General features: G+C 55.5%; 23 protein-coding genes and 1 tRNA gene. 4 read left to right on the top strand and 20 right to left on the bottom strand.

The window, feature by feature from the left end:
• Positions 1 to 165 precede the first annotated feature (165 nt).
• Both gltX and OEG79_RS12620 read right to left on the bottom strand, forming a co-directional pair.
• Positions 166 to 1,647 (bottom strand): glutamate--tRNA ligase, encoded by a 1,482-nt coding sequence (gltX, locus tag OEG79_RS12615; protein ID WP_264145353.1) that lies wholly within the window; start codon positions 1,645 to 1,647, stop codon positions 166 to 168.
• A gap of 33 nt (positions 1,648 to 1,680) precedes the next feature.
• The gene (locus OEG79_RS12620) at positions 1,681 to 2,601 is read right to left on the bottom strand and encodes a LysR family transcriptional regulator (protein ID WP_264145354.1); all 921 of its coding nucleotides are present in this window, start codon (positions 2,599 to 2,601) and stop codon (positions 1,681 to 1,683) included.
• Positions 2,602 to 2,708: 107 nt separating this feature from the next.
• On the opposite strand from OEG79_RS12620, the gene OEG79_RS12625 reads away from it, so the two are divergent.
• Positions 2,709 to 3,758 carry an HlyD family secretion protein gene (locus OEG79_RS12625; RefSeq protein WP_264145355.1) on the top strand — a complete coding sequence of 350 codons (1,050 nt, stop codon included), beginning with the start codon at positions 2,709 to 2,711 and terminating at the stop codon, positions 3,756 to 3,758.
• Between the two features lie 49 nt (positions 3,759 to 3,807).
• Positions 3,808 to 5,301, top strand: a complete 1,494-nt coding sequence (locus OEG79_RS12630; RefSeq protein ID WP_264148718.1) for an MDR family MFS transporter — start codon at positions 3,808 to 3,810, stop codon at positions 5,299 to 5,301.
• Positions 5,302 to 5,755: 454 nt separating this feature from the next.
• On the opposite strand, the gene uvrB is transcribed toward OEG79_RS12630, so the two are convergent.
• Positions 5,756 to 7,771 carry an excinuclease ABC subunit UvrB gene (uvrB, locus tag OEG79_RS12635; RefSeq protein WP_264145356.1) on the bottom strand — a complete coding sequence of 672 codons (2,016 nt, stop codon included), beginning with the start codon at positions 7,769 to 7,771 and terminating at the stop codon, positions 5,756 to 5,758.
• A gap of 245 nt (positions 7,772 to 8,016) precedes the next feature.
• Here uvrB and OEG79_RS12640 point away from each other — a divergent pair, with 245 nt between their 5' ends.
• Positions 8,017 to 9,213: an amino acid aminotransferase gene (locus OEG79_RS12640; RefSeq protein ID WP_264145357.1), complete on the top strand. Its 1,197-nt coding sequence runs from the start codon at positions 8,017 to 8,019 to the stop codon at positions 9,211 to 9,213.
• Between the two features lie 213 nt (positions 9,214 to 9,426).
• Positions 9,427 to 9,502 (top strand) — tRNA-Asn (locus OEG79_RS12645).
• 429 nt (positions 9,503 to 9,931) lie between these two features.
• Here OEG79_RS12645 and OEG79_RS12650 read toward each other — a convergent pair.
• From OEG79_RS12650 to OEG79_RS12730, 17 genes are all read right to left on the bottom strand, one after another.
• Positions 9,932 to 10,255, bottom strand: coding sequence for a ComEA family DNA-binding protein (locus OEG79_RS12650; RefSeq protein WP_264145358.1), 324 nt, complete (start codon positions 10,253 to 10,255; stop codon positions 9,932 to 9,934).
• Positions 10,256 to 10,343: 88 nt separating this feature from the next.
• On the bottom strand, positions 10,344 to 12,320 hold the full coding sequence (locus tag OEG79_RS12655; protein WP_413247507.1) for a polysaccharide biosynthesis protein: 1,977 nt from the start codon (positions 12,318 to 12,320) through the stop codon (positions 10,344 to 10,346).
• A 96-nt stretch (positions 12,321 to 12,416) separates the two neighbouring features.
• A complete protein-coding gene (locus OEG79_RS12660; RefSeq protein WP_072424718.1) occupies positions 12,417 to 12,968 on the bottom strand; it encodes a sugar transferase in 552 nt (183 codons plus the stop codon).
• Positions 12,952 to 13,902 carry a UDP-glucose 4-epimerase family protein gene (locus tag OEG79_RS12665; RefSeq protein ID WP_264145360.1) on the bottom strand — a complete coding sequence of 317 codons (951 nt, stop codon included), beginning with the start codon at positions 13,900 to 13,902 and terminating at the stop codon, positions 12,952 to 12,954. The genes OEG79_RS12660 and OEG79_RS12665 overlap by 17 nt, the downstream gene beginning before the upstream one ends.
• A 9-nt stretch (positions 13,903 to 13,911) precedes the next feature.
• A protein-coding gene (locus OEG79_RS12670; RefSeq protein ID WP_264145361.1) for an IS5 family transposase occupies positions 13,912 to 14,765 on the bottom strand; the annotation gives its coding sequence in 2 pieces (ribosomal slippage) (positions 13,912 to 14,423 and positions 14,423 to 14,765; 855 coding nt in all).
• A gap of 58 nt (positions 14,766 to 14,823) precedes the next feature.
• The gene (locus OEG79_RS12675; RefSeq protein ID WP_072424716.1) at positions 14,824 to 15,744 is read right to left on the bottom strand and encodes a glycosyltransferase family 2 protein; all 921 of its coding nucleotides are present in this window, start codon (positions 15,742 to 15,744) and stop codon (positions 14,824 to 14,826) included.
• A 21-nt stretch (positions 15,745 to 15,765) separates the two neighbouring features.
• Positions 15,766 to 16,419 (bottom strand): class I SAM-dependent methyltransferase, encoded by a 654-nt coding sequence (locus OEG79_RS12680; protein WP_264145362.1) that lies wholly within the window; start codon positions 16,417 to 16,419, stop codon positions 15,766 to 15,768.
• Positions 16,416 to 17,549 (bottom strand): hypothetical protein, encoded by a 1,134-nt coding sequence (locus tag OEG79_RS12685; protein ID WP_264145363.1) that lies wholly within the window; start codon positions 17,547 to 17,549, stop codon positions 16,416 to 16,418. The genes OEG79_RS12680 and OEG79_RS12685 overlap by 4 nt, the downstream gene beginning before the upstream one ends.
• Positions 17,542 to 18,603 carry a pseudaminic acid synthase gene (gene pseI, locus OEG79_RS12690; protein ID WP_264145364.1) on the bottom strand — a complete coding sequence of 354 codons (1,062 nt, stop codon included), beginning with the start codon at positions 18,601 to 18,603 and terminating at the stop codon, positions 17,542 to 17,544. The genes OEG79_RS12685 and pseI overlap by 8 nt, the downstream gene beginning before the upstream one ends.
• Entirely contained in the window at positions 18,600 to 19,295 is a 696-nt protein-coding gene (locus OEG79_RS12695; protein ID WP_264145365.1) for a WbqC family protein, read from the bottom strand. Before OEG79_RS12695 ends, pseI begins: the two co-directional genes overlap by 4 nt.
• Entirely contained in the window at positions 19,280 to 20,527 is a 1,248-nt protein-coding gene (locus OEG79_RS12700) for an NAD(P)-binding protein (RefSeq protein ID WP_264145366.1), read from the bottom strand. Before OEG79_RS12700 ends, OEG79_RS12695 begins: the two co-directional genes overlap by 16 nt.
• Positions 20,524 to 21,132 carry a class I SAM-dependent methyltransferase gene (locus OEG79_RS12705; RefSeq protein ID WP_264145367.1) on the bottom strand — a complete coding sequence of 203 codons (609 nt, stop codon included), beginning with the start codon at positions 21,130 to 21,132 and terminating at the stop codon, positions 20,524 to 20,526. Before OEG79_RS12705 ends, OEG79_RS12700 begins: the two co-directional genes overlap by 4 nt.
• Positions 21,129 to 22,184 carry a UDP-2,4-diacetamido-2,4,6-trideoxy-beta-L-altropyranose hydrolase gene (gene pseG, locus OEG79_RS12710; protein ID WP_264145368.1) on the bottom strand — a complete coding sequence of 352 codons (1,056 nt, stop codon included), beginning with the start codon at positions 22,182 to 22,184 and terminating at the stop codon, positions 21,129 to 21,131. The genes OEG79_RS12705 and pseG overlap by 4 nt, the downstream gene beginning before the upstream one ends.
• Positions 22,181 to 22,882 (bottom strand): pseudaminic acid cytidylyltransferase, encoded by a 702-nt coding sequence (gene pseF, locus OEG79_RS12715; RefSeq protein ID WP_264145369.1) that lies wholly within the window; start codon positions 22,880 to 22,882, stop codon positions 22,181 to 22,183. The genes pseG and pseF overlap by 4 nt, the downstream gene beginning before the upstream one ends.
• Positions 22,883 to 22,939: 57 nt before the next feature.
• Positions 22,940 to 24,109, bottom strand: a complete 1,170-nt coding sequence (pseC, locus tag OEG79_RS12720; RefSeq protein WP_264145370.1) for a UDP-4-amino-4,6-dideoxy-N-acetyl-beta-L-altrosamine transaminase — start codon at positions 24,107 to 24,109, stop codon at positions 22,940 to 22,942.
• Positions 24,110 to 24,112: 3 nt separating this feature from the next.
• A complete protein-coding gene (pseB, locus tag OEG79_RS12725; RefSeq protein WP_264145371.1) occupies positions 24,113 to 25,111 on the bottom strand; it encodes a UDP-N-acetylglucosamine 4,6-dehydratase (inverting) in 999 nt (332 codons plus the stop codon).
• Positions 25,112 to 25,126: 15 nt separating this feature from the next.
• Positions 25,127 to 26,404: a lipopolysaccharide biosynthesis protein gene (locus OEG79_RS12730; RefSeq protein ID WP_264145372.1), complete on the bottom strand. Its 1,278-nt coding sequence runs from the start codon at positions 26,402 to 26,404 to the stop codon at positions 25,127 to 25,129.
• Between the last annotated feature and the right edge of the window lie 107 nt (positions 26,405 to 26,511).

Below are 26,511 nucleotides of genomic sequence, written 5' to 3' on the forward strand. Positions count from 1 at the left end.
GAACAATTACTTAGGGCTTTCACTCGTGGAGAGTCAGCCGTCACCGCGGGAGGCGCTTTCGACTCTGGCATCATGCTTCGTTCTAACTCCTGCATCCATGCAGTCGTAGCGACGACAAAATCAAATCATCGCGGCTAAGCCCCTCTCACAGTTGCACACCTCAACTTAGCCGATGCTCGCCAGTAGTTTTTCCCATTCCTTGGTCTCTTTCTTCGAAGTGCCGCCCAGCAACTCTAGCGCCTGACGCAGGCGGAAGCGGGTCAGGTCCGGACCGAGAATTTCCATGGCATCGAGCACGGATACCGAGCTGGCCTGACCGGTGATGGCGGCGAACATCAGTGGCATGGCATCGCGCAGCTTCAGCTCCAGATGCTCGACCACGGCCTGGATGCAACCGGTGATGCGATCCTTTTCCCACTGACGCAGCGATTCGAGCTTCCACAGGATCAGCTGCATCAACCGGCGAACCTGGTCAGACGACAACTTCTTGTGCTCGAACAGCTTGGCGTCGAGGCTCAGACCACCCGAGAAGAAGAACCCGGCCAGCGGCGCAATCTGGCTGAAGGTCTCCACCCTGCCCTGCACGTGCGGCGCGATCTTCATCATGTATTCGGGGTTGAGCGCCCATTTCTGCACTTCGGCGGCGAAGGTCTCCACCGGCAGCTCACGCAGCCACTGACCATTGAGCCAGGACAGCTTCTCCAGGTCGAAGATCGGCCCGCCCAGCGACACACGATTGATGTCGAAGTGCTCGATCATCTCAGCCAGGGAGAACTTCTCGCGCTCGTCCGGCATCGACCAGCCCATGCGCCCCAGGTAGTTGAGCATGGCCTGCGGCAGGTAGCCCATGCGTTCATAGAAGGTGATGCTGGTGGGGTTCTTGCGCTTGGACAGCTTGCTCTTGTCCGGATTGCGCAGCAGCGGCATGTAGCACAACGCCGGCTGCTCCCAGCCGAAATACTCGTACAGCTTGATCAGCTTCGGCGCCGACGGCAGCCATTCTTCGCCACGCAGCACGTGGGTGATGCCCATCAGGTGGTCGTCGACCACGTTGGCCAGGAAGTAGGTGGGCAGGCCGTCGGCCTTCATCAGCACCTGCATGTCCATGCGATCCCACGGAATCTCGACATCGCCACGCAGCATGTCCGGCACCACGCAGACACCTTCGCTCGGCACCTTCATGCGCACCACGTGCGACTCGCCGGCGGCGATGCGACGCTGCGCCTCGGCCGGATCGAGATGCATGCAGTGACCGTCATACCGCGGAGTTTCCTTGTTGGCCATCTGCTGCGCGCGCACTTGATCGAGGCGCTCGGCGGAGCAGAAGCACGGGAAGGCGTGGCCCTTGGCGACCAGCTCATCGGAGTACTTCTTGTAGATCTCGCCACGCTCGCTCTGCCGGTACGGGCCGTGCGGGCCGCCGACGTCCGGGCCTTCGTCCCATTCGATACCCAGCCAGCGCAGGGCGTCGAAGATCTGCTGCTCGGACTCGCGGGTCGAGCGCAACTGGTCGGTGTCTTCGATGCGCAGGATGAACTGGCCACCGTGCTGACGGGCGAAGCACAGGTTGAACAGTGCGATATAGGCGGTGCCGACATGGGGATCGCCAGTCGGCGAAGGCGCGATACGGGTACGGACGGTGGTCATGAATGCTCTCGGATGGAAGACACGAGGTTTGAATCAAGCAGGCGATGTTATCAGGCCGACGGCCCCCGGCTCCAGCAACCCGCCACGGGTGATCGGCAAGCTGGCGATCAGGAAGTCGAGGAAGGTCTTGACCTTCATCGCCTGGAAGCGCCGCGACGGATAGATGGCATACACCTCCCCCACCGGCAGCCGCGCCTCGGGCAGTAGCTCGATCAGGCGCCCGCTGCGCACAGCCTCTTCGCTGATCATCACCGGCAACCCGGAAATCCCCGCCCCCGCCAGCGTCGCCTCGCGAGCGAAGGTGATGTTGTTGCAGGTCATCACACGCTGACAGGGCAGATGCTCACCCAGCAGCGGCCAGTAACGCGGCGCATCGTGCTGCAGGAGGATCGCCCGATGCCCCTCCAGCTCGGCGACGCTGCGCGGCGTACCGTGCGCGGCCAGATAGGCCGGGCTCGCGCAAAGGCGCCGGCCGCTCTCGAACAGCTTGCGCGCGATCAGGGTGGAGTCCTGCGGCTGCCCGATCTGAATGGCGATGTCCACGCCCTCCTCCAACGGATCGACAGTTCGCGAGGTCAGCTCCACCTCGGCGTCGATCTGCGGGTACTGACGCATGAACTCACCCAGAACGCGGCCGAGAAACAGCTGACCGAACTCAATGGGCGAGGTGATGCGCAACAGCCCGGAAGGCTCGCGCTGCAATTGCATGACCGCCTGCTCGGCCTCGGCGAAGTCGAGCATGATCTGCCGGCAGCGCTCGTAGTAGGCCTGCCCCACCTCGGTCAGGCGCAATTTGCGCGTGGTGCGATTGAGCAGGCGCACGCCCAGGCGCTCCTCGAGCAACGCAATGCGCCGGCTTACCGTCGACTTCTGCATGCCCAGACTGGTCGCCGCCTGGGTAAAGCTGTGGCATTCCACCACTCGGGTAAAGATCAGCGCGTCATCCAACCCCATGATTGTTCCTCATAAGCAACAAAGCATGCCAAGTCTAGAGTCTACTAGCTCAAAGGGAACATTGTTAAATTTGCTTACATTTCCATGTCGCATCCCGAGCCTCAAGCATGCCCGCCAAACTGCAACGCCGCCTCATCGTCTTCGTGATCCTGCTGGCCCTGATCGCCGGCGCCCTGCTGGCCCACTGGCTGCTAGTCGGCCGTTACCACGAGAGCACCGATAACGCCTACGTACAGGGCGAGATCACCCGTGTCTCCAGCCAGTTGAATGCACGCATCGAGAAGGTGCTGGTACGTGACAACCAGCACGTGCAAGCCGGCCAGTTGCTGGCCGTGCTGGAAGACGCCGATTTCCGTCTGGCCCGCCAGCGCGCCCTCGCCGCCCTGCAAACCCATCAGGCCGAGCGCGCCCAGGCGCAGAGCAAACTCGACCAGCAGGCCAGCCTGATTGCCGCCAGCCAGGCCGATGTAGCCGCCAGCCAGGCCACGCTGGATCGCGCCCGGCTCGATCTCGGCCGTGCTCAGACCCTGCGCAAGCCGGGCTATGTTTCCGAAGAGCGCGTCACCACCCTGGCCGCCGACAACCGCGTGGCCCGCTCACAACTGGCCAAGGCTCAGGCCGATCTGCAGGCGCAGCGCCAGCAGGTGTCCAGCCTGGAAGCCGAACTCAAGCGCCTGGATGCGCTGATTCTTTCCGCCCAGGCCGATCTGGAACAGGCCGATCTCAACCTCTCGCGCACGCAGATTCATGCGCCGATCAGCGGCATAGTTGGCCAGCGCTCGGCTCGTGAAGGCCAGGTGGTACAGAGTGGCGCCTACCTGCTGTCGCTGGTGCCGGATCAGGACATCTGGATCCAGGCCAACTTCAAGGAAACCCAGATTGGCCGCATGCGCCCGGGACAGACGGCCGAACTGTTGTTCGACAGTTTCCCGGACACACCCATCGAAGGCCGCATCGACAGCCTGTTCGCCGCCTCCGGCGCGCAGTTCAGCCTGCTGCCGCCGGACAATGCCACGGGCAACTTCACCAAGGTGGTACAGCGCATCCCGGTCAAGCTGACCCTGGCCGCCGACAATCCGTTGCGCGGGCTGATCCGCCCCGGCATGTCGGTGGAGGTCACCGTGGACCTGCGTAGCGACGAAAGCCATGGCGGGTGATGCGCTGATCCGCCCCACGGCGGAGCCCAGCCGCCGCGACTGGATCGCGGTGATGAGCGCCATGCTCGGCGCCTTCATGGCGGTGCTGGATATCCAGATCACCAACTCATCGCTGAAGGACATCCAGGGCGCGCTGTCCGCCACGCTTGAGGAAGGCTCGTGGATCTCCACCTCTTACCTGGTGGCCGAGATCATCATGATCCCGCTGACCGCCTGGCTGGTGCAGCTGCTCTCGGCCCGACGCTTGGCGGTGTGGGTTTCGGTAGGTTTCCTGTTCGCCTCGCTGCTCTGCTCCATGGCATGGAGCCTGGAGAGCATGATCGTGTTCCGCGCGCTGCAGGGCTTCACCGGCGGCGCGCTGATCCCGCTGGCGTTCACCATGACGCTGATCAAGCTGCCCGAACACCACCGGGCCAAGGGCATGGCGCTGTTCGCCATTACTGCCACCTTCGCGCCGTCCATCGGACCGACGCTGGGCGGCTGGCTGACGGAGAACTGGGGCTGGGAATACATCTTCTACATCAACGTGCCGCCTGGCCTGATCATGATCGCCGGTCTGCTCTACGGCCTGGAGAAGAAGGCGCCGCACTGGGAACTGCTGAAGACCACCGACTATGCCGGCATCGTCACCCTGGGCATGGGCATGGGCTGCCTGCAGGTGTTTCTCGAGGAGGGCCACCGCAAGGACTGGCTGGAATCGCAGCTGATCGTCGGCCTCGGTAGCGTGGCCCTGGTGAGCCTGATCCTGTTCGTCATCCTGCAGATGTCGCGCCCCAACCCGCTGATCAACCTCGCCGTGCTGCGCGAGCGCAACTTCGGTCTGGCCAGCATCGCCAGCATCGGCCTCGGCGTCGGCCTGTACGGTTCGATCTACGTGCTGCCGCTGTATCTGGCGCAGATCCAGGGTTACAACGCCATGCAGATCGGTGAGGTGATCATGTGGATGGGCGTGCCGCAGCTGTTCCTGATCCCGCTGGTGCCCAAGCTGATGAAGATCCTCTCGCCGAAATGGCTATGCGCCTTGGGCTTCGCCCTGTTCGGCGCGGCGAGCTTCTTCTCCGGCGTGCTCAATCCGGACTTCGCCGGCCCGCAGTTCAACCATATCCAGATCATCCGCGCGCTGGGTCAGCCGCTGGTGATGGTCACGGTATCGCTGATCGCCACGGCCTACATCCTGCCGCAGGACGCAGGTTCGGCCTCCAGCCTGTTCAACATCCTGCGCAACCTCGGCGGCGCCATCGGCATCGCTCTGCTCGCGACCCTGCTGGATGCGCGCGCCAAGGTCTACTTCGACTACCTGCGTGAATCCATCGTGCCCACCAATCCGCAGGTGGAGGAGCGCCTGCAGTTGCTGACACAAACCCTGGGCAGCGAACAAGCGGCACTGGCCAGGCTCAGCCAGATCGTCCATGAACAGGCGACCATCATGGCCTACAACGACGCCTTCCATTTCATCGGCATCGCCCTGGGCATGAGCATGCTGGCGATCCTGCTGACGCGAAAGCTGCCGCAGAACATGGCAGGCGGAGGCGCAGGACATTGAACCCTGCCCAGCAGAGCCAACGTCGCCCTATCGCAGGGTGGACGACGCTCTATCCGTCCACCACTTGCACACGCAATGGTGGATGAGCAGAGCGTCATCCACCCTACGCGAGGCGCCGAGGCGTAGCCCGGATGTAATCCGGGGAGCTCGGGCTGCTGGCCCCGGATTGCATCCGGGCTACGCGGTCTGCGGTATCAACCTTTGTGGGAGGCGCTTTAGCGGCGATGGTTTGTCGCGGCGGAAGCCCCCTCCCATAGTTTGCGGCGGTCTTCTAGGCCGGGCATTTCGCGGCTGAAGCGGAATGCCGCCCAGCCGCTCCTACACACATTCCACAGGCACCGCACCACCCTGTAGGAGCCGCGCCTCGCGGCGAATCGCAAGAACACCGCACCTCCAGAAGCTTCGCCCCGGGGGCGGGGCTCCTACACCGGCGCCCCCGCGCCACGCGGCAACATCAAACCTGCAACAACCTATCCCGCAGCTTCTGAATCTCATCACGTAACTGCGCGGCGGCCTCGAACTCCAGATCGCGCGCCAGGGCGTACATCTTCTCTTCCAACTGGCGAATGCGCCTGGTGATCTCGCTGGGCGAGCGCAGCTCATTCTCGTAACGCGCACTCTCCTCCGCCGCCTTGGCCATGCCCTTGCGCTTGTTGCTGCGCGCGCCCGGCACCACGGCGCCCTCGAGGATGTCCTTGACGTCCTTTTGCACGCCCTTGGGCACGATACCATTGGCCTGGTTGAAGGCGATCTGCTTCTCGCGGCGCCGCTCGGTCTCGCCAATGGCACGCTGCATCGAGCCGGTGATGTTGTCGGCGTAGAGAATCGCCTTGCCATTGAGGTTGCGCGCCGCCCGGCCGATGGTCTGGATCAGCGAGCGCTCGCTGCGCAGGAAACCTTCCTTGTCCGCATCGAGAATGGCCACCAGCGACACTTCGGGCATATCCAGGCCCTCGCGCAACAGGTTGATGCCCACCAGCACGTCGAAGGCGCCAAGACGCAAGTCGCGGATGATCTCCACCCGCTCCACGGTATCGATGTCCGAGTGCAGGTAGCGCACCTTGACGTCGTGATCACCGAGATAATCCGTCAGATCCTCGGCCATGCGCTTGGTCAGAGTGGTGACCAGCACGCGATCCCCCGCTGCCACGCGCAAACGGATCTCCGATAGCAGGTCGTCGACCTGGGTACGCGCCGGACGCACCTCCACTTCCGGATCGACCAGGCCGGTAGGCCGCACCACCTGCTCGATCACCCGCCCCGCATGCTCCGCCTCGTACGGGCCTGGTGTGGCGGAGACGAAAATGGTCTGCGGGCTCGCCGCCTCCCACTCCTCGAAACGCATCGGCCGGTTGTCCAGTGCCGAGGGCAGGCGGAAGCCGTATTCCACCAGGGTTTCCTTGCGCGAGCGGTCGCCCTTGTACATCGCGCCGACCTGCGGCACCGAAACGTGGGATTCGTCGATCACCAGCAGCGCTTCGTCCGGCAGGTAGTCATAAAGAGTGGGCGGTGGCGCGCCGGCCGGACGTCCGGACAGGTAGCGCGAGTAGTTCTCGATGCCGTTGCAGTAGCCCAGCTCGAGGATCATCTCCAGATCGAAGCGTGTGCGCTGCTCCAGACGCTGCGCCTCCACCAGCTTGTTGGCACCACGCAGGTATTCCAGACGCTGCTGCAGTTCGACCTTGATGTGCTCCACCGCCTCCAGCAGCGTCTCGCGTGGCGTGACGTAGTGGCTCTTGGGGTAGAAGGTGAAACGCGGCAGCTTCTGGATCACCTCGCCGGTCAGCGGATCGAAGGCGCTGATGCTCTCCACCTCGTCGTCGAACAGTTCAACGCGGATGGCTTCGAGATCCGATTCCGCCGGGAAGATATCGATCACGTCGCCGCGCACGCGAAACGTCGCGCGGGCGAAATCCATGTCGTTGCGCGTGTACTGCAGCTCGGCCAGACGCCGCAACAGCGCGCGCTGGTCCATCTTGTCGCCACGATCGAGGTGCAGCACCATTTTCAGGTACTCCTCGGGACTGCCCAGGCCGTAGATCGAGGACACGGTGCAGACCACAATCACGTCCTTGCGCTCGATCAGCGCCTTGGTCGCCGACAGGCGCATCTGCTCGATATGGTCATTGATCGAGGCGTCCTTCTCGATGAAGGTGTCCGAGGACGGCACATAGGCTTCCGGCTGATAGTAGTCGTAGTAGGAAACGAAGTACTCCACCGCGTTGTTTGGGAAGAACGCCTTGAACTCGCCATACAGTTGCGCGGCCAGGGTCTTGTTCGGCGCCAGCACCAGAGTCGGACGCTGCACCTGGGCAATCACGTTGGCGATGGAAAAAGTCTTGCCCGAGCCGGTCACCCCCAGCAGGGTCTGGTGCGAAAGACCGGCCTCAAGCCCCTCGACCATCTGCCGGATCGCTTCGGGCTGATCGCCGGCAGGTTTGAAGCGGGTCACCAACTGAAACTCGGACATGCAGTACCTCGACAAATGACTGTGACGCATACTTTCGGACTGCGTCAAAAGCCATGAATTGCGGGGCGATCTGGCGATAGTTCCAGATAGAGTCGAATTACCTGGCAAAAGGCCTTAATTCAGGGCTTTGCGCTGTCGCCCCCTGGATTCAGGGTCGTTATACTAACGCCCCGTTTACGCGCTCCCTAGCGCTTTCGTTGGGGACGCCTGGCCACCCACCCCTCACTCGAGTTGCCGCACCCATCATGAGTCTCTTCTCTGCCGTCGAAATGGCTCCGCGCGATCCCATCCTGGGCCTCAACGAAGCATTCAACGCCGACACCCGCAGCACCAAGGTCAACCTTGGCGTGGGCGTCTACTACAACGAGGAGGGGCGAATTCCGCTGCTGCGCGCCGTCGCAGAAGCCGAAAAAGCGCGTATCGAGGCGCACGCTCCGCGAGGTTACCTGCCGATCGAAGGCATCGCCGCCTACGACAAGGCCGTGCAGGAACTGCTGTTCGGCAAGGGTGCAGCGCTAATCGAAGCCGGCCGCGTGATCACCACCCAGGCCCTCGGCGGTACCGGCGCCTTGAAGATCGGCGCCGACTTCCTCAAGCGCCTGCTGCCGGACGCGACCGTGGCCATTAGCGACCCGAGCTGGGAGAACCATCGTGCTCTGTTCGAGGCCGCCGGCTTCCCGGTGCAGAACTACCGCTACTACGATCCGTTCAGCAACGGCGTGAACCGCGGCGGCATGCTCGAAGACCTGCGTAACCTGCCGGCACGCTCCATCGTCGTGCTACACGCCTGCTGCCATAACCCGACCGGCGTCGACCTGCAGCTGGAAGACTGGAAAGCCGTGCTGGAAGTCCTGCGCGAGCGTGAGCACGTGCCGTTCCTCGACATCGCCTACCAGGGCTTTGGCGACGGTATCGATCAGGACGCCGAAGCCGTGCGCCTGTTCGCCGACTCCGGCCTGGAGTTCTTCGTCTCCAGTTCCTTCTCCAAGTCGTTCTCACTGTACGGCGAGCGCGTTGGCGCCCTGTCGCTGGTCACCAGCAGCCGTGAAGAGTCGACGCGCGTGCTGTCGCAACTCAAACGTGTGATCCGCACCAACTACTCCAACCCGCCGACCCACGGCGCGACCGTAGTTGCCAACGTGCTGAACAACCCCGAGCTGCGCGCCATGTGGGAAGCCGAACTGGGCGAGATGCGCGACCGTATTCGCAGCATGCGCCTGGCCATGGTCAAGCAACTGGCGGCTCTGGGCGCCAAGCGCGATTTCAGCTTCGTCGCCGAGCAGCGCGGCATGTTCTCCTACTCCGGCCTTACCGTGGAGCAGGTGGAACGCCTGAAGGAAGAGTTCGGCATCTACGCCGTCGGCACCGGCCGCATCTGCGTCGCGGCGCTGAACAACGGCAACCTGGACAGAGTCACGCGCGCGATACACGAAGTGCTGTAAGCCTCTGCGATAAACAAGAACGCCGGCTCATAAGCCGGCGTTTTCGTATAAACCGGGTCCCTGTAGGAGCGGCTTCAGCCGCGTTCCACCACTGCTGTCGCGGCTAAAGCCCCTCCTACGACGCCATTGCTGAACACCCCGAATTCCAACCACATAGATATCGCGGCAAAGTATTGACTTCTCTTTTTTAATCAGTAACATACGCGCCGTTGTTCCGCGATAGCTCAGTCGGTAGAGCAAATGACTGTTAATCATTGGGTCCCTGGTTCGAGTCCAGGTCGCGGAGCCAAATTCTAGAACCCAGCCTTGCGCTGGGTTTTTTATTGCCTGCGGACTCTTACCAGGGACGGCGTCCCAGGTTATTCGCTTCGCTCCCCCCTACGGGGCCGCGCTAAAGCGCGTTCAGCTTCGCTGTCGAGTCCAGGTCGCGGAGCCAAATCCCAGAACCCAGCCTTGTGCTGGGTTTTTTATTGCCTGCGGACTCTCACCAGGGACTGCGTCTCAGGTTATTCGCTTCGCTCGCCGCTGAAGCGCGCTCAGCTTCGCTGTCGGGCCCAGGTCGCGGAACCCAAACGAGCACCCTGCCTGGTGCTGGTTTTCTCATTGCCCTCGTATGGAAGGCCACCCACATCCGCCCTCCTTTAGCACAACAGTTCTTGCCCCTCAGAAACACAAAAGGCCGGTCAAAGACCGGCCCAAATGGAAACGCCGCCAGGCGTCAGTTCACACTCAACTTGTCGCGATTCTTCTCCAGCGTCGCCTCGCCAATACCCTTAACTTCCAACAACTCGTCCACCGAGGCGAAATTACCGTGCTCCTCACGGTAAGCCACAATCGCCTGCGCCTTGGTCGCACCAATCCCCACCAGCTCACGCTGTAGCGTTTCAGCATCGGCAGTATTCAGATTGACCGCGGCAACCTGCGCGACCTGCACTGCAGCCGCTTTGGTACTTTCGGTTTTTGGGTTTTCAGCTGCAGCAGCAGCCAGAGAGAAGGAAGCAAGAACAGCAAACAGAATGGAAGACAGACGGATTTTCAGCATGGGAAACACTCCTTTGTTTATGAAAAGCGAGGCAGCCGTCGCCTCGCTTTTCAAACTAGACGCTATCTCCCAGCTGTCAAATCAAGCCTCAGCGCTCCCGGTTTCTGAGATGAATCCAGTCGACGATTTCACCCTCCGGCACATAGCCATGTACCGTTTCGCGTAGCAGCACACGCACACGAGCGTAATCATCCTGCTCAACTGCGGCCAACAGCTCCTGCAACCGTAGCTTGAGGTCCTCCCAAGGCAACATATCCTCTTCGGCGCTCATGATCATCGGATGCTCGGTCGGCTTCACGTCTTCACCGATCAACAGTTCCTCATAAAGCTTCTCGCCTGGGCGCAGGCCAGTAAACTCGATGGCGACGTCACCATTAGGATTGCTCTCATCGCGAACGGAAAGACCAGACAGGCGAATCATCTTCTCGGCCAGATCGGCAATTTTCACCGGCGATCCCATGTCGAGCACGAACACATCGCCGCCCTGCCCCATCGCCCCAGCTTGAATCACCAGCTGGGCCGCCTCGGGAATGGTCATGAAATAGCGCGTTATATTCGGATGCGTGACGGTTACCGGGCCACCCCGCTTGATCTGCTCTCTGAACAGCGGAATCACCGAGCCGGACGAACCCAGCACGTTACCGAAACGCACCATGGTGAAACGGGTCTTGTTGACGTGATGAACACCTGAATCATCACCGAACAGCAACGGCGCGGACTCACGACTCAACGCCTGCAGCACCATCTCGGCCAAACGCTTGGTACTGCCCATTACATTGGTGGGGCGTACAGCCTTGTCCGTGGAAATCAGAACGAAGTTAGCAACTCCGGCCTTGATCGAAGCCTGCGCGGCATTGACGGTACCCACGAGGTTATTCAGCACCCCTTCCGCGATATTGTGCTCGACCATGGGTACATGTTTGTAAGCCGCAGTGTGATAAACAGTATTCACGCGCCAGGTCTGCAGAATGTCAAACAATCGCTCGAAATTGCGGATCGATCCAAGCATCGGCACCAACTGGATCGGCAGCGACTCCCGCTGGATACGCTGCCGCAATTCACCATGGATACTGTAGAGATTGAATTCGCTGTGTTCGAAAAGCAGCAACGTACGAGCACCGCTCGCCAGGATCTGGCGACACAACTCCGAACCGATTGAGCCCCCAGCGCCGGTAACCATGACGACCTGATTCTTGATGCAGCGCTCGAACAAGTCTTGCCGAGGCGGCACGGCATCCCGCCCGAGAAGATCAGCGATATCGACTTCCTGAATATCCTCGACCTTTACCCGCCCACTGGCCAAATCAGTGAACCCTGGCACGCTGCGCACGTGCAAAGCATAAGGTTCAAGCGCGTCTAGGATCTCTCGTCTGCGCGCGCGCGCGAGCGAAGGCATGGCGAGCAGAATCTCATCCGCCCCCGTCTCATCGATCATCTGCTGAATGTGTTTAGGGGTATACACACGCAGCCCCGCGATGACGCGATTGGCGACCCCGGCATCATCATCCACGAAAGCCACTGGGCGCATTGTCTTGCTCAAGCGCAAGGCGGCCAACAACTGATTGCCCGCGGTGCCAGCGCCATAAATGGCCACCCGCGCCACGCCATTTTCGGAGTCACTTTGCCAGTTCAACGGATCTAGCCAGCTGCCGATAAAGAACTGGCGCATCGCCAAGCGCAAGCCGCCCAACAGCAACAGACTAAGCCACCAATAATTGAAAACCATCGAGCGTGGCACAATCGCCGTAGGACCGATGTACCAGTAAACCGCAAGCGCCAACACCAGAGCCGACAAGGAAACGGCCTTGGCAATGGTGAATAGCGCATCACTACCGATATAACGCATCACTGCCCGATACATGCCCATACGAATGAAGATAGGCAGAGCGATTAGGGGTGCAGTGATAAAAAGCCAACCATGGCCGTCGAAAGGCTTGGCAGCGAAAAAGTCGCCCAGCCGCACAGCGAATGACAGCCAAAGCGCAACCCAGATCAGCAGTGTATCGGCTGCTAGTTGCAAGAAACGCTTCTGCCGCCTGGGTAGAGCGACCAGAAATTCACGCATAAGAATCATCCCTAAGCTTTAACCCAACCAGCCAGCTAACGTCGCCGAACGCTGTTAGGCAGCAGAGCGTATCCAGAGTCATACACAGGCACAAACTCAGCGCACAACTCGATCACCACCGCCCTTTCCGAGAGCCGTCTGCATGATCAACCTGAAATACAAGGAAAGCGACAAGGTCCGGATCATCTGCGCGTCCGTTTCAGCCAAAAGCCTGGGCGTGGACATATCGACGCCCTGCACCTGAGCTACACCCGTAATACCTGGACGGACGTCATACACCCCAAGCACCTTTCGCTCAGAAATCAACTCGGTCTGATTGAACAGATTGGGGCGCGGCCCTACTAGGCTCATCTCACCTTTGAGAACATTCCAAAGTTGAGGCAGCTCGTCCAGCTTGGTGCGTCGCAAGAATCTACCCATCGGAGTAATCGATGCGGAAGATGCCAAATGACTGGCCACCGAGGCAGTGTCCACCGTCATGGTGCGAAACTTCACCAAGATGAAAGACTTCTGGTGGCGCCCTACTCGTTCCTGACGAAAGAGTGGCGAACCCGTATCGAAAAGCCCCAATACATAAATCAGTAGCAGCACAGGGAAGCCAAGCACCAGTCCCAACGAAGCAAACAGCACATCAAACAGACGAATCACGCACGCACCTTCTCAACCCTTCTTTAACGGAAACAGGCGGCTCCCAGCCCAGTAAATCACGCGCCTTGCTGATGTCTACCTGCAGCGAACCCAACAAGCGCTGAGCGACCGCACGCTTGCCCAGAACGGCAGCACCCAAACTGAGCAAACCGGCAGGTACAGGAATCAAACGCGCAGGGCTCCCTATCGCCTCAGCCAGTCCACACAGCAGCTCGGTTGTCGATAAATCCTCGCCATCACCAGCCAGGAACACCTGATTGGCAGCCGCAGGATGATCAATACACCGAATGACCAGATCAACCAGGTTGTCGACCCCCACCAGAGAGCGCTTGTTGTTAATGGCACCAAGTGGCAGGGGGAATCCTTTTCTCATGAGTTTGATCAGGCTAGCAAAGTTACCCTTTACTCCTGGCCCGTATACCAGAGGTGGACGAATGATCACGACCTCCATGCTGGTCTCATCCGCCAACTGCATCAGACCGCGCTCAGCCTCAAGCTTGGAAATACCATAGGGATCCTCTGGCGCCGGCGTATCAGATGGACCAAAAGATCTACCAGCATAGGTCGCCTCACCGTTGACCTTGATCGAGCTGATAAAAATAAAACGCTTTACGCCGCTGGCAGCTGCCTGCCGAGCAAGATTCAGAGTACCTTCGACATTTACTCGGCGGAATTCAGACAGCGGATCGCTGACGGCATCCGACATGACATGGACTCTAGCGGCACAGTGAACGACAGCCGAAACCCGTGAGAAAACCCCGACATTCTTAAAGTCAGGGGACAAAAAATCAGCATAAACAATATCGGGCGCAGCGATACAATCTGATGTAAAAGTACGGCAGAGGCCGACAGAGTGAAAACGACTCGCACTTGATAACGAGCGATGAAGCGCCCCCCCAACTAATCCATTAGCCCCTGTCACAAGAACGTGCATGACATATACCTAGGTTCTGTACGAAAAGTACTGTCGTAGGCACCGCAGCGTGCAAGCCAGCGTGACCATTGCGGCAAAACTTCTTGCCAGCTTGTCGTAGCGAGTGCCGATTCTGCGGCTCTCCTTCAGCCAGCCGAACATCCGCTCGATAATGTTGCGCTGTCGGTATTTCGGGCGGTCGAACAGCCTTGGTAGTCCCGGCTTGGGCTTGCGTTTCATGGTTCGCAGCGGAATCACAGGCTGCATCCGGTAACGGTCGCAGTACTGACGCAAGTGCTCGGCATCGTAGCCCTTGTCTGCCAACAGCCAGCGGCAGCGCTTGCGAGGTCGGCCTGGCTTGCCGGGGATACGAACCTGATCCAGGAGTGCCTGAGCATTCGAGATGTCGCTGGCCTGGCCCGGCGACAGCAAAAAGCGCAGAGGCACGCCGTTGGCATCGCAGAGCATATGAATCTTGGTGGTCAGGCCACCTCGGCTACGTCCCAACGCATGGTCTACCGGCTCTTCTGGCCCCCCTTTTTCCCGGCGCCAGAAGAGGCTCGGGTTGCTCGTACCGCTGTCGAGTCGATCATCCAGGTATCCAGATCAATCAGTCCTTCCTGATTCAATCGAATCTGCAAACGCTCAAGAACTTGGTCGAACGTACCGTCATCCCGCCAGTCACGAAACCGTTGATACACCGTCGACCATGGGCCAAACCGCTCTGGCAGGTCACGCCAAGCTGCGCCTGAGCACAGGATCCAGAGGAGGCCGTTGAGCATCAGCCGGTCATCACTGCGAGGTCGCCCCATTTTCTGCTCGGGGGAAACCAGATCCGCGATCAGCTCCCAAGCTGCATCCGGGAGTTCGTAACGCTTTGCCATGCGGGCCTCCAGCCGGTCATGGCGCCGATTCTACCCGTTCGGACTTTTCGTACAGAACCTAGATACGTTTAAAAAGCATAGCCAGCCACAACCCCAAATTATCTAATGACGACTGCCGGAAGACGCCAGATTTTTTAAAAGCGACCAAACGCTTCATCACCCCCCCCTCACGCCCTTGCAAAAAGGCATCATACACAGAACGATTCAGCGGAGTCATTTCGTCTTTAAAATAATTCAAAACCTCTATATTCGAATCAGACCACCCCTTAAATCGCCCCGCAAGCAGTTGCCGCATACGAGACAATCGATTTAGAAATGAGTTATTTGCTCCGACCAAATTCGCACCATGCTGTCGATAGCGCAAACATGGATAGGCATCATAAATCACGCGACCGCCACAAGCAGTTACCAATAAATAGGCAAGCCAGTCATGAGAAACAATATTCAACCCCGACGGGACCTTTACCAGCAGGTCGCGCGCCGCCCGATTCATAACCATAGTATTGCCCCCCCCGATACTCTGAACAAGAGCATTCTTGAAAGATGGCTCTATCGAGAATAGCGGCGAAAAACCAATCTCATTCTCTGCCTCATCTACTAACCGGGTGCGCGCACAATAGACAGCAGGAATCTGCTCTCCCAGATCACCCAAAGCCGAAATCGCTCGGCTTAACTTATCGCACTCCCACACATCGTCCTGATCAGAAAAAGCATAAAAATCATAATTATCACCAGCCCTACTCAGCAGGGAAATGAAATTCCATGCAAAGCCTTTTCTTGGCCCCGCGAATACGTTTAACGAGGGCTCTATCAACCTCTCGGAATACTCTCCCAAGATGGACAGGGTAGAATCAGAAGACCCATCATCAGAGACAAAAATATCAGAATCCTTTACATCCTGAGCCAAAATAGAATCAATCTGACTCGATAGATAACGGCTACCATTATAAGTAGCAATCAACACAGCAACCCGCGCCATACTCAACACCCAGCCTAAATACTATATGCGTCCAACTAGAATATATTGAACTGTTAGGTAGCGCTTAAAAACACCCAATGTCAAAAAATTAATGAGTCTTGGTAAAGTGTGAGACTCAAGCTTGTGATGCACACTTTCCAACTCAAAACCAGCCCCCCGCAGCAATTCAACTGCTGTTCGCTTAGTAAAAAAGCGCAAATGCGTCTTATCTAAAATCCCTAACTCTTTGTACCGCCACTGCCCCATCAACAACGGCACCAAAACCCGGACACTTTGTACATTAGGCAGGCTCACATAAGCACGCCCACCAGGCCTCAAAAAACCAGAGATGCGCTTTAGAACAGACCATGGATCAACAAGATGCTCCAACACATCCAGCATGAGAATAGCGTCAAAGGTACGTCCATGCAGTATCTCCTCCAAATCATCTAGATTAGAGACAAAGGCCTCATCCACCCCTTGCCGCAGAGCGACTTCTATTTGGCTGCTAGCAATATCAATCCCAACCACATGCTGAGCAAGGCCATTAGATTTTAAATAAGACAATGTACCACCGGCACCGCAACCAATCTCTAAAACTTCGCCAGCCGGCTTATCAATAAAAGAGATCACATCCATACGAATATTATCGAAATAACCAAGAGGATTTTTTTCCTCATACATATCTTCAATCATAAACAATGATCCTCCATAAGCGCGAGAAACCGCTGAGCGACCGTACGAGAATCAGAAAAAGGCATAAAGGGACTCCCCATCCTAATCAACTCAAGAAGCTGACTATCTAACGAGTTACTTTGAAGCGTGTGAGCATATCCCATTTCAGAAAATCGCTCCGACGACAAACGCTCATCAAAAATCTGTATAGCCAACTTGCCAGCCAGCGAAGCCTCAAACAAAGCTGTGGAGGTAAAAGAAAGAAATATATCATATTCATCAAAAACAGCATCCAGCGACAAATCAGTCAACTCAACACCGCCATCAATATAATCACGAACCCCAGCCTCGCCAGGATGAGGCTTATACACAATATGAATACCTCCAAGTGAGAGTATAGATACCAGAGAAGACAGAAGACTCTTATAAACATCTCCTTTATCCTCATAGTACTGAGGCAACGGCTGCCCCAAAATACAGACAACCGAGCGCTGCTCACGCCATACTCGCGACTTGACATCCCCATAGAAACCAAAAACAACAGGATTCAAGGCACCAGTACGCTTCAGAATATCGACCTGACATTGGTCGTATGCAGCCATGACGTCCGCATACTTTCCATCATTGATAACGCCACCCGACTCAGAGAATAGTCCATGCTGAATACATATACTGCGAACACCCACTCTACGTGCAGCTAGAATCCATACTCTCTCTAATGGCAGTGAGTCACTCATCACCACTACCGCTTTGATTCCCCATTGACGGAGCAACCTCTCACATCGCCCTACCAGCTCCTCGAGAGCCAATTCATCTTTTGATAAGAATATTTTATAGGCTCGATAGGAAAGCCCCCAAGAACAAAAATAGCCAAAACGCCCCAAAAGTGAAAAATATAATTCCTTGCCCCCCCCTAAAACCTTTACAGACCTGTGCATATCAACCACACGAATCAGATCAGCAAATCTCCCCCCACAAAAAAGCACATCCGCCCTTCCTCGATTGAATAAAGAAATTGGCAGACTACAAAAAGCCCTCAATCTTGAACCATAGGCTTTCACTATACGCTGCGGCGCATTAAAACCAGGAACCTCAAGAAGAAAATAAGAAAAAATTTCTGAGTACGAAGCGCGCCAAAAACCTTTAATCATCTTTAAAACTCAAGTCATCAGGCCGCACTGGAGCAAATGCCTTTACTGAATTAACAACCACTCTACCAATCAACTTTTCATAATACTTTGGATGCATCCCAAAACCCGGCCTTACACTACGGACAGAATCCGCAGTAATGATTTCTCCCGCTGCCAAATCCTTAACAAAATACAAAGACCGACGGAATTTGACATTACCCTGCTCACTTGACTTCCTTCCATAGTCAACTCGACCCAAGGCGGCCCAAGCCGTCTTGCTGTCTCGGCACAGGGCTTCCAGCTCTTTCGGTTCCAAGGAGAAGCTGTCGTCGGGTCCACCGCCACTGCGATCCAGAGTGAAGTGCTTCTCGATGATGGAAGCACCCAGCGCCACGCTAGCTATAGCTGTGGTGTTATCCAACGTGTGGTCGGATAGACCCGTTACCAGACCAAAGCGCTGGATCATGTCCGGGATGGTGCGCAGGTTGTAATCCTCGGCTGGAGCCGGGTAGCCACTGACGCAATGGAGGATTGCCAGCTCTTTGCAGCCGCCTTCACGTGCCGCCTCGATGGCCTCCTGAATTTCCTCAGCATCTGCCATACCCGTGGAGATAATCATCGGTTTTCCAGTGCTGGCTACATATTTGATCAATGGCAGATCTACAGCCTCAAAAGAGGCGATTTTGTACGCCGGCGCGTTGAGGTCTTCTAGTAGGTCTACAGCCGTGTTATCGAAGGGCGAACTGAACATGGTAATCCCAATTTTCCGGGCATGTTCGAACAATGGCTTGTGCCACTCCCAGGGAGTATGCGCCTCCTCGTATAGATCATAAAGCGTACGCCCGTCCCATAATCCTCCGGAAATACGAAATTCCTCATTGTCGCTACGCAAAGTTATAGTATCTGCCGTATATGTTTGGAGCTTAACCGCCGAAGCACCTGCCTCTAATGCAGCGGTTACTAGCTTTTTAGCTCGCTCTAGGCTGCCGCCGTGGTTAGCGGACATTTCCGCAATGATAAAAGGAGGGCAGCCCTCCCCAATACCCACACCCGCAACTTCAATATACTTGCTCATAAACTCTCCATTGCATAATTTCCAGCCTGCTTGAAGCCTTGGATAGCCACAACATCGATAAACGAAAGGTGGGAGTGAAAGAGATCAGTACGATACTGCTCGTAATCGGCCGGACTATAGTTTTGAAACTCCAAATTTATAGTTGTCTTCAATGAAAAGCCATCGGACTCGAGATACTCTCTCGCACCTTGTGGAGATAGGTAGGTATCACACCCTAGCTTCTCACATATCGCAATAACATGTTCCGTTCTATGCCCGCCGCAATTGAGCTCTGAGGCAGAAATACACTTTATCGCCAATCCAGCCCTATCAGCCAACTCAAGAATAATTCGCTGGTTCAGCGGCACAAGATGTGAAAATGACTCTTCATTAAATATTGGATAGAGGCAATCTAAGAGCTCATCCCCATAGGGTGCTTTGCGATAAGCTGAAACCAAAGTCTTCCAGTGTTTAGTTTTCCAATGTTTATTTTCAACCAGCTGTATATCAGCAAGCATCGTTTTATGCGATACGTTCTTAATGGGTACTGTAAGATAATGCTCTTTGCCATCTAACAGAATTCTGTTTCGATTCTGCCATGACTGCTGTTCGTACTGCACATCATCCAAGAAAACGAACACATCGACTGAGGCCATCAAATTGAAGTAACCTGCCCAGGGCAAGTAGGTTGGCTGCATTATTGCACAGCGCATGAGGAGGCCTCCGTACACTGAAAAGCCGAGAATGCCGCTTTAACTTTTTCATCACGACCATAAAATTGCCAGCCGCCCGGAATTACAGCATGTTCAGCCAATGAAGAGGCAAGCAGGCTTAGGGTCTCTTTGTCAGAAAGCGTCAATAGTGTATATCGCTTCTGCAGCACAAGATGCTCCGAGGTCACCTTGCAAGCCCATCCCATCCGCCGCATCAGTGCATTAAGTTCTGTTATGAGCTCACCGCAAGAACGCCCTGTATCGAAACCTTCAACAGTTATCTTGCTCACACCTTGCAAGTCATATTTAAAAATTCGCAAGAATGGCGAATCACGCAAGAACGTCTGGTAGTAAACTGGCACCCCTTCCGGCTCTATATCCAAGGTTGCCACCAGATTGAAGCAAGACATCGCTGGCATCTCCAGACGACGCCCGGTGACCAAATGAGCCAAGGCAGTGGGGTTCGCACACCATACTTTCAAGTCATCAGGTAATTTTTTCTTCCTGACACTGAACTCTAATTTCCCTGAGATCATGCGCGGTGTTACCGGCGCCTGTAAATGCACCATTACCCCGCGCTTTACCATCTCTGTATGAATAGCGTCAAAAAAATTATTATAACCATGTGCCGGCAGTGCCGCGGCCTGAACAGCTAACGGTGGCTCAAATAAATGCCTTGGCAGACCAAGCATATCATTTGCCCACGGAGATTCTTCTTTCGTATTCCGAACGCGCTCTACGGCATCTGAATAGAAGACGCGCCCAAGCTGCATGTGCGTGCAGTTACCGGCATCTAGGTTATGCAGATCCCCAAACCTTTTTGCCCATGACAATAACGCATCAGCCACAACAGGCTCATAGGCACCCAAGCGCTCAGCCACTGTATTATTGTCATGATCAGACACCGTAACGTCAGACTGGCCCGGCACCACAACTTGGGCAAAGTCATCATAAATAACTAAATCTCCGAAAAGATCGTTCACAGATCCATAGCGATGCGGAAACTCAAAGAGATCAACACCTTCGACTCTTTTGAAAAGAGCATGACTCTCAGCACCAACATTCAGATACTGACAGTTACTGAAAAATAGTTTCTCGCCTACTTGAACATCCCTGCATATACCACCCAGACAGTCACTCGCCTCGTAGAGAGAGACAGCGTGCCCGAGATCAGAAAACTTCAAAGCCAGCAGGCAGCCAGAAATACCTCCACCTACTATCGATACATTCATGGCCGATTCGCCAATTTGTAAGCATAAACTGCAAACTCGAATGGCACTATCGTCTCTTTTACAACATAATCATTCCGAATAGAAACATACGGCGTAAGGCCTTTAATAAAACCAAATACTTTTTCTGGCTCCACATACCAAAGGCCATCATCATAGTAATCAACATGGCTACTCATGAGATTGAACGCCACGCCCTTCCCCGCTATAGCAAAAAGCTTTTGGATCGTAGCACTGAAAAAAAACCAGTTATCTTCAATGCGATTATTAAAAACACCGCTTACAAAAACGTAATCAAACGTTTCCTCACAAAAATCTTCCCAACTCCCAAATCTATGCTCAGGATGTTTATCCTTCGCATAGACGAAAAATTCATCAACTATATCAACGCCCGTATAACTTACAGAGATCCCTTGCTGCTTCAGGTACGTGGCGAAATGCCCTGTCCCGCAACCAAAATCCAATATTTTAGCACCATCCAAATCCGCAACGCCGGTCAATACTTTGAATCGGGCTTCCTGTGATTCCTTAGAAGAATATTGCGCGGCTTCATATGTATCGCCATGCATTTTTAGTAAATCATTGTAATGTGACCTAATGTCTTTCATCTAAAACTCTCTTCCATAATTTCTACAATTCGTCGAGCCCCGTCCAAAGGAACCACACCACGCCCATCTGGCTCCCAAGGCAGGTTTAACAAACGACTCAAAGCAATAGTTACGTGCTCTGACGATCCCAAACTCTCCAGGGGCAACATTAAAGCACGACCATTACTGATAAAGTACTCAGCTACATCCTTCTGAATATCAGATAGTGGCGTCAATAGACATGGTATCTCCAACGCCTGCAACTCAACAGCGAACATACCACAAGCGACAATGGCTGCCCTGGTCTCCGCCAGTAAAGGTCCTATTTGTCGGTGTGCTACCGTAAAGGCTACGCCATGAGACTGGCACCATGTCTGTAACTCTGACTGCCGTGTATTCATTACGCCAACTAATACATGCAACGGGTACGGCATACCTTGAGTAATAAGAGACTCCAGCACTTTCTGCGTATTATTTCCAGAGTCTGCCCCACCCATGAAAACAACAATATATCCCTGCTGGCTCAGCCACTTCTGTTTGGATATACGCAAGTCGAATACCTGACTAAACTCCCGGCGTAACAGAGTGAAGCGCGGCCCCAACAGTAGTTGACAATATTCCGGAACCAGAGCGGGATAACGCTCGTGGATTGAAGAAATAGCATTCTGGTCCACTAGCAAGTCACAGGCATACTGCCGATTGGCCAAGTCATCTATAACAGCAATGTGAGCGCCACATTGAACTACGGCGTTATGCCAGCGACCATCCAACTGATAATGGTCAACAATTACCCAGTCTGGCTCATAAGCATTGTTGTTAAGCACTCCTAAGGTATTCTCCGCATCTTGCAGCCAATCCCATCCGGAATCGGAAAACTCTTGCCTTACTGCTGGCAAAGGCCAGACCTGAAAACCTCTTTCAGTCAACTCTTTAATCAAAGAGCCGACGAAAGCCACACAGACAAATACCACCTCATGATTGCGCTCAATCAAGACCTCAGCCAGAGAAACGCATCGCATAACATGGCCCGACCCCATATGCTGCGAGGCATCCACACGAATAACTACGTTCATGAGCGCTGCGTTTCCTGCATGACTCTATATAGGCATTCTGCTCTCACCCAATCTTCCAGCGTATCGATATCCTGTACACGATAGCGAGGAAGCACAACCGGAGCGGCGTCCTGCGAAAATACCGGTTTTCCGTTCAACCAGGCTTCCGCCTTACCCCAACAGAACTGGCCTGCATCATGCCAGGCCTCTTCAAGATCCTGAGAGCGCGTGTTAAATTGCGTGGAATCGAACATTTCCACCCGCTGCTCCTTGGTAATACGTATAGCCCGCTGAATAGGAAAAGCGTAGCTGGTAACAGCAAAAGCATAATCGCAGTATTCATCGGCCATCATATCCAGCCCCTTTTTTAAATCCACTGTAGACGTAAAAGGAGCTGTGGCGTAAATGCAGCAAGCCAGCGTGACCTGCTGTTCAGAATTCGTATTCACCCACTTAATAGCATGCGCTATAACTGGGATGGTACCTGTATAGTCATCCGATAATGTCGCAGGCCGAACAAATGGAGTGGTAGCCCCATGCGCTCGGGCAACTTCCGCTATTTCCTCATCATCAGTAGAAACGATGACCTGATCGAAACAGCCGCTGTTTAATGCTGCCTCAATAGACCATGCGATAATAGGCTTTCCGTAAAACAGCTTGATATTCTTGCGGGGAATTCGCTTGCTGCCCCCACGGGCTGGAATTACTGCAATTTTCATTATTCACCCTGCCCATATTTAAAGATGACTTGGCAAATTGAACGGTGGGAAACGCCCTCAACCACCGTGAATTCCTAATGCACGCCTCAATACTTTAACAACCTGCCCCTGCTCATGCTCTCTCAATGCTTGAAACATCGGCAAGCTAATCGCCTCGGCGTAATAGCGCTCGGCCTCAGGGAAGTCCCCCTGTCGGAACCCCATTCGCTGGTAATACGGCTGGGTGTGCACGGGTATGTAATGCAGGTTTACACCGACGCCCTGTTCGCGCAGGGCTTCGAACACTTGTCGATGAGTTTTGCCGATCTTGTCCAGCTGCAGACGGATGACATAAAGATGCAGGCCGGAGTAGCTGTCCGGGTGCTGCCAGGGAGTGGTGACAGGCAGCTCGGCAAGCAGCGTGTCATAGCGGCTGGCCAACTGGTGGCGACGCGCAACGAACTGATCCAGTCGCTCCATCTGGCTGTTGCCGAGAGCCGCTTGCAGCTCCGTCATTCGGTAGTTGAAGCCCAGGTCGATCTGCTGGTAGTACCACGGGCCATCGGCTTCATGAGTCATCTGATTTGCATCACGGGTTATCCCATGACTGCGCAAGAGAGCCATCTTGCTGGCCAACTCAGCATCGTTGGTAAGCGCCATGCCACCTTCGGCAGTCGTGATGATCTTCACCGGGTGGAAGCTGAAAACGGTGATATCGCTATAGCGGCAACTGCCGATGAACTCGCCTCGGTACTTGCCCCCAATGGCGTGGGAGGCATCTTCGATGATCTTGAAGCCGTAGCGCTGCGCAAGAGCGCCGATAGCCTGCATGTCGCAGGGCTGACCGCTCAGGTGTACCGCGACCAAAACCTTGGGCAGCTTGCCGTCTCGCTCGGCCTGCTCCAGCTTGTCGGCCAATGCTTTTGGACAGAGGTTATAGGTGCGCGGATCGATGTCGACGAAATCCACACCTGCACCGCAGTACAGCGCGCAATTTGCCGACGCAACAAAGGTAATCGGCGTGGTCCACAACACATCACCCGGGCCAAGCCCCAACGCCAGGCAAGCGATATGCAGCGCCGAGGTGGCACTGTTGACTGCCAGCGCATGGCTGGCACCCACGTGCAGGGCCACGTTTTGCTCGAAGCGAGGTACCTGTGGGCCCTGGGTAAGGAAGTCGGATTTCAGGACATCCAGAACCGCATCGATGTCGGCCTGACTGATGTCTTGGCGACCGTAGGGGATCATTATTCAGATGCTCCCGATCTTTTCACGGTTGCTGTCGATCCAGGCTTGCAGTTGGGCATCACTCATCCACTCGCTGTTGTTGTCACTGGAATAGACAAAACCTTCCGCCACCTTGATGCCATCCTTGATGCGCTTTGCGCAGGTGCCCCAGTCGTGGATTGTGGGCAGGATCTTGAAGTGCTCCGGGTATTCGTAGGTGTAGTAGGCGTCTTCAGCGCTGATCATCTGCTCGTGCAGCTTCTCACCGGGGCGAATGCCGACGACTTCCAGGCGGGCTTCCGGGGCGACCACTCGGGCCAGGTCCGTCACCTTCATGGACGGGATCTTCTTGACGTAGATTTCCCCGCCAACCATGTCTTCGAATGCATGCCAGACCAGTTCGACGCCCTCCTCGAGCGAGATCATGAAGCGGGTCATGCGCTCATCGGTGATCGGCAGCACGCCCTTGTCCTTGATCGACATGAAGAACGGGATCACTGACCCCCGCGAACCCATCACGTTTCCGTAACGCACCACCGCCATGCGGGTATCGTGACCACCAGCATAGGAGTTGCCCGCGACGAACAGCTTGTCCGAGGCTAGCTTGGTGGCACCGTAAAGGTTGATCGGGCTGCTGGCCTTGTCGGTGGAGAGTGCGACCACACGCTTGACGCCCTTGTCGATGCAGGCATCGATCAGGTTCATGGCCCCATTGATATTGGTCTTGATGCATTCGAACGGATTGTATTCAGCGGTCGGAACGATCTTGGTCGCGGCGGCATGTACCACGTAATCCACGCCATCGAGGGCGCGATAGAGGCGATCTTTGTCGCGAACATCGCCAATAAAGAAGCGAACACGCGGGTCGCCTTCGAATTTCTTGGCCATGTCCCATTGTTTCATCTCATCGCGAGAGAAGATGATAATTTTCTTGGGATTGTATTTTGCCAATGTCATCGGCACGAATGTGTTGCCGAAAGAGCCAGTGCCCCCGGTAATGAGAATGGTTTTATTTTGAAGCATGGGTAAGTCCTTACATTAAACCCCTGATGCAGGGCTGTGATGGCGATACCGCACCGGAGTGAGCCGAATATAGGCCGCTACTTTCCAGACGAGCACCAGTGAAAAGGCAACGCAAAGGCCGACGGGAACAGCCAACGTAGGCCAAGTAGAAACGAGTGACCAAGTAACCGGCACGAACAGCAGCAAAGCCACGATATGACTTTGAATGATCGCCCGATCCAACCGCTGCGCATACAGTGCGTAGTGAGGAATCATACTGAGATTGTAGAGTGCCATCGCCAGCAAAACCCAGGGGAACACTTCAACATGCTCGCGATACAGCGGGCGATCAAGCCAGTGGAGCAAAGGATCGATTAGCGACAACGCGAGGATACAGAATCCAATCACGAGAAAAACGGTCTGCATGCAGAGCTTACGCATACCCAGCCTGAAGTTGGCCGGCTGCTCCTTTTGAAAAGCTGCAATCAACCCCGGATAGGCAAACACGAAAACTCCAGCCTCGAGGAATGCTCCCATAACAGTGGCAATGCTTATGAACAATACGTAAGCACCCAGTACATCAAGCCCCGCCAGGCTCTCCAGCCAGTAGCGATCAATCGTGAACAAAGCACGTATTGCAAGGGTAGCGACCAACAACGGCAGAGCAACCCTGACACCTTTGACGATCCAAGACCAATCGACTGGCAGAGACCACCCCCCCATCCGCATCGATATCAATCGCCATACGCACAGAGATAGAGCCACGAAGCCACCTACTGTCCAAGCCACCAGCACACTGGCCAACATGCGTATATCAGGATCGGCATACATCGCCGGCACGAGTAGTAGCACCCAAGCCCCCTGGCGCAAGAACAGTGCGGCACTGGCGAACAATGGATCTGAAACTGCAATCAGCAAGCGCGAAGCCTCCTGATTGAGGTGTTCAAGAATGATCAACGCGAAAAACCAACCAGCAGCCCACCAAGGCAGCTTCCCCCCCACAAACACCAGCAAGAGCAACGGCAACACAATGCTATAAAGCACCAACGTTAATGCGCCCTGACTTTTCAGCATCCCGCCCCAATGAGCCCTGTCGTACTTGAGGAGCTCTCGGGTTGTGTAAGCATAGAAGTCAAGCCCCAGCAAATAGAGGGCATAACCTATTGCAGCAACCAACAACCCATAAAGACCCAGCTCATGAGGTTCTAGAAATCTGGCAAGAAAGAAGATCAGCAAAAATTTGGCAAGTAGCGTCATCCCTCGCATGCCGAGGTTGAAAAGGCGATCAAGATGACTCACGCGCATCAGCGGCATAACTGGAGAGCATTCCAACTGAAGCAGAATTGGCAGCCACAGCAGCGTTGATAGCTTTCACGCCCTCTAAGCACACTCAAAATACTGAAGAAAGAAGTACTCTCAGC

Source organism: Pseudomonas sp. Z8(2022), assembly GCF_025837155.1.
In the GTDB taxonomy this organism is placed as follows: Bacteria; Pseudomonadota; Gammaproteobacteria; order Pseudomonadales; family Pseudomonadaceae; genus Aquipseudomonas.

Coding starts and splice junctions, on each gene's coding strand:
- gltX (WP_264145353.1), bottom strand. CDS start 1,647: ATGACCACCGTCCGTACCCGTATCGCGCCTTCGCCGACTGGCGATCCC.
- pseB (WP_264145371.1), bottom strand. CDS start 25,111: ATGCTTCAAAATAAAACCATTCTCATTACCGGGGGCACTGGCTCTTTC.
- OEG79_RS12650 (WP_264145358.1), bottom strand. CDS start 10,255: ATGCTGAAAATCCGTCTGTCTTCCATTCTGTTTGCTGTTCTTGCTTCC.
- OEG79_RS12655 (WP_413247507.1), bottom strand. CDS start 12,320: ATGCGTGAATTTCTGGTCGCTCTACCCAGGCGGCAGAAGCGTTTCTTG.
- OEG79_RS12640 (WP_264145357.1), top strand. CDS start 8,017: ATGAGTCTCTTCTCTGCCGTCGAAATGGCTCCGCGCGATCCCATCCTG.
- OEG79_RS12685 (WP_264145363.1), bottom strand. CDS start 17,549: ATGATTAAAGGTTTTTGGCGCGCTTCGTACTCAGAAATTTTTTCTTAT.
- OEG79_RS12620 (WP_264145354.1), bottom strand. CDS start 2,601: ATGGGGTTGGATGACGCGCTGATCTTTACCCGAGTGGTGGAATGCCAC.
- OEG79_RS12730 (WP_264145372.1), bottom strand. CDS start 26,404: ATGCCGCTGATGCGCGTGAGTCATCTTGATCGCCTTTTCAACCTCGGC.
- OEG79_RS12675 (WP_072424716.1), bottom strand. CDS start 15,744: ATGGCGCGGGTTGCTGTGTTGATTGCTACTTATAATGGTAGCCGTTAT.
- OEG79_RS12700 (WP_264145366.1), bottom strand. CDS start 20,527: ATGAATGTATCGATAGTAGGTGGAGGTATTTCTGGCTGCCTGCTGGCT.
- OEG79_RS12705 (WP_264145367.1), bottom strand. CDS start 21,132: ATGAAAGACATTAGGTCACATTACAATGATTTACTAAAAATGCATGGC.
- pseI (WP_264145364.1), bottom strand. CDS start 18,603: ATGAGCAAGTATATTGAAGTTGCGGGTGTGGGTATTGGGGAGGGCTGC.
- OEG79_RS12625 (WP_264145355.1), top strand. CDS start 2,709: ATGCCCGCCAAACTGCAACGCCGCCTCATCGTCTTCGTGATCCTGCTG.
- pseF (WP_264145369.1), bottom strand. CDS start 22,882: ATGAAAATTGCAGTAATTCCAGCCCGTGGGGGCAGCAAGCGAATTCCC.
- OEG79_RS12695 (WP_264145365.1), bottom strand. CDS start 19,295: ATGCGCTGTGCAATAATGCAGCCAACCTACTTGCCCTGGGCAGGTTAC.
- OEG79_RS12665 (WP_264145360.1), bottom strand. CDS start 13,902: ATGCACGTTCTTGTGACAGGGGCTAATGGATTAGTTGGGGGGGCGCTT.
- uvrB (WP_264145356.1), bottom strand. CDS start 7,771: ATGTCCGAGTTTCAGTTGGTGACCCGCTTCAAACCTGCCGGCGATCAG.
- pseC (WP_264145370.1), bottom strand. CDS start 24,109: ATGATCCCCTACGGTCGCCAAGACATCAGTCAGGCCGACATCGATGCG.
- pseG (WP_264145368.1), bottom strand. CDS start 22,184: ATGAACGTAGTTATTCGTGTGGATGCCTCGCAGCATATGGGGTCGGGC.
- OEG79_RS12680 (WP_264145362.1), bottom strand. CDS start 16,419: ATGATTGAAGATATGTATGAGGAAAAAAATCCTCTTGGTTATTTCGAT.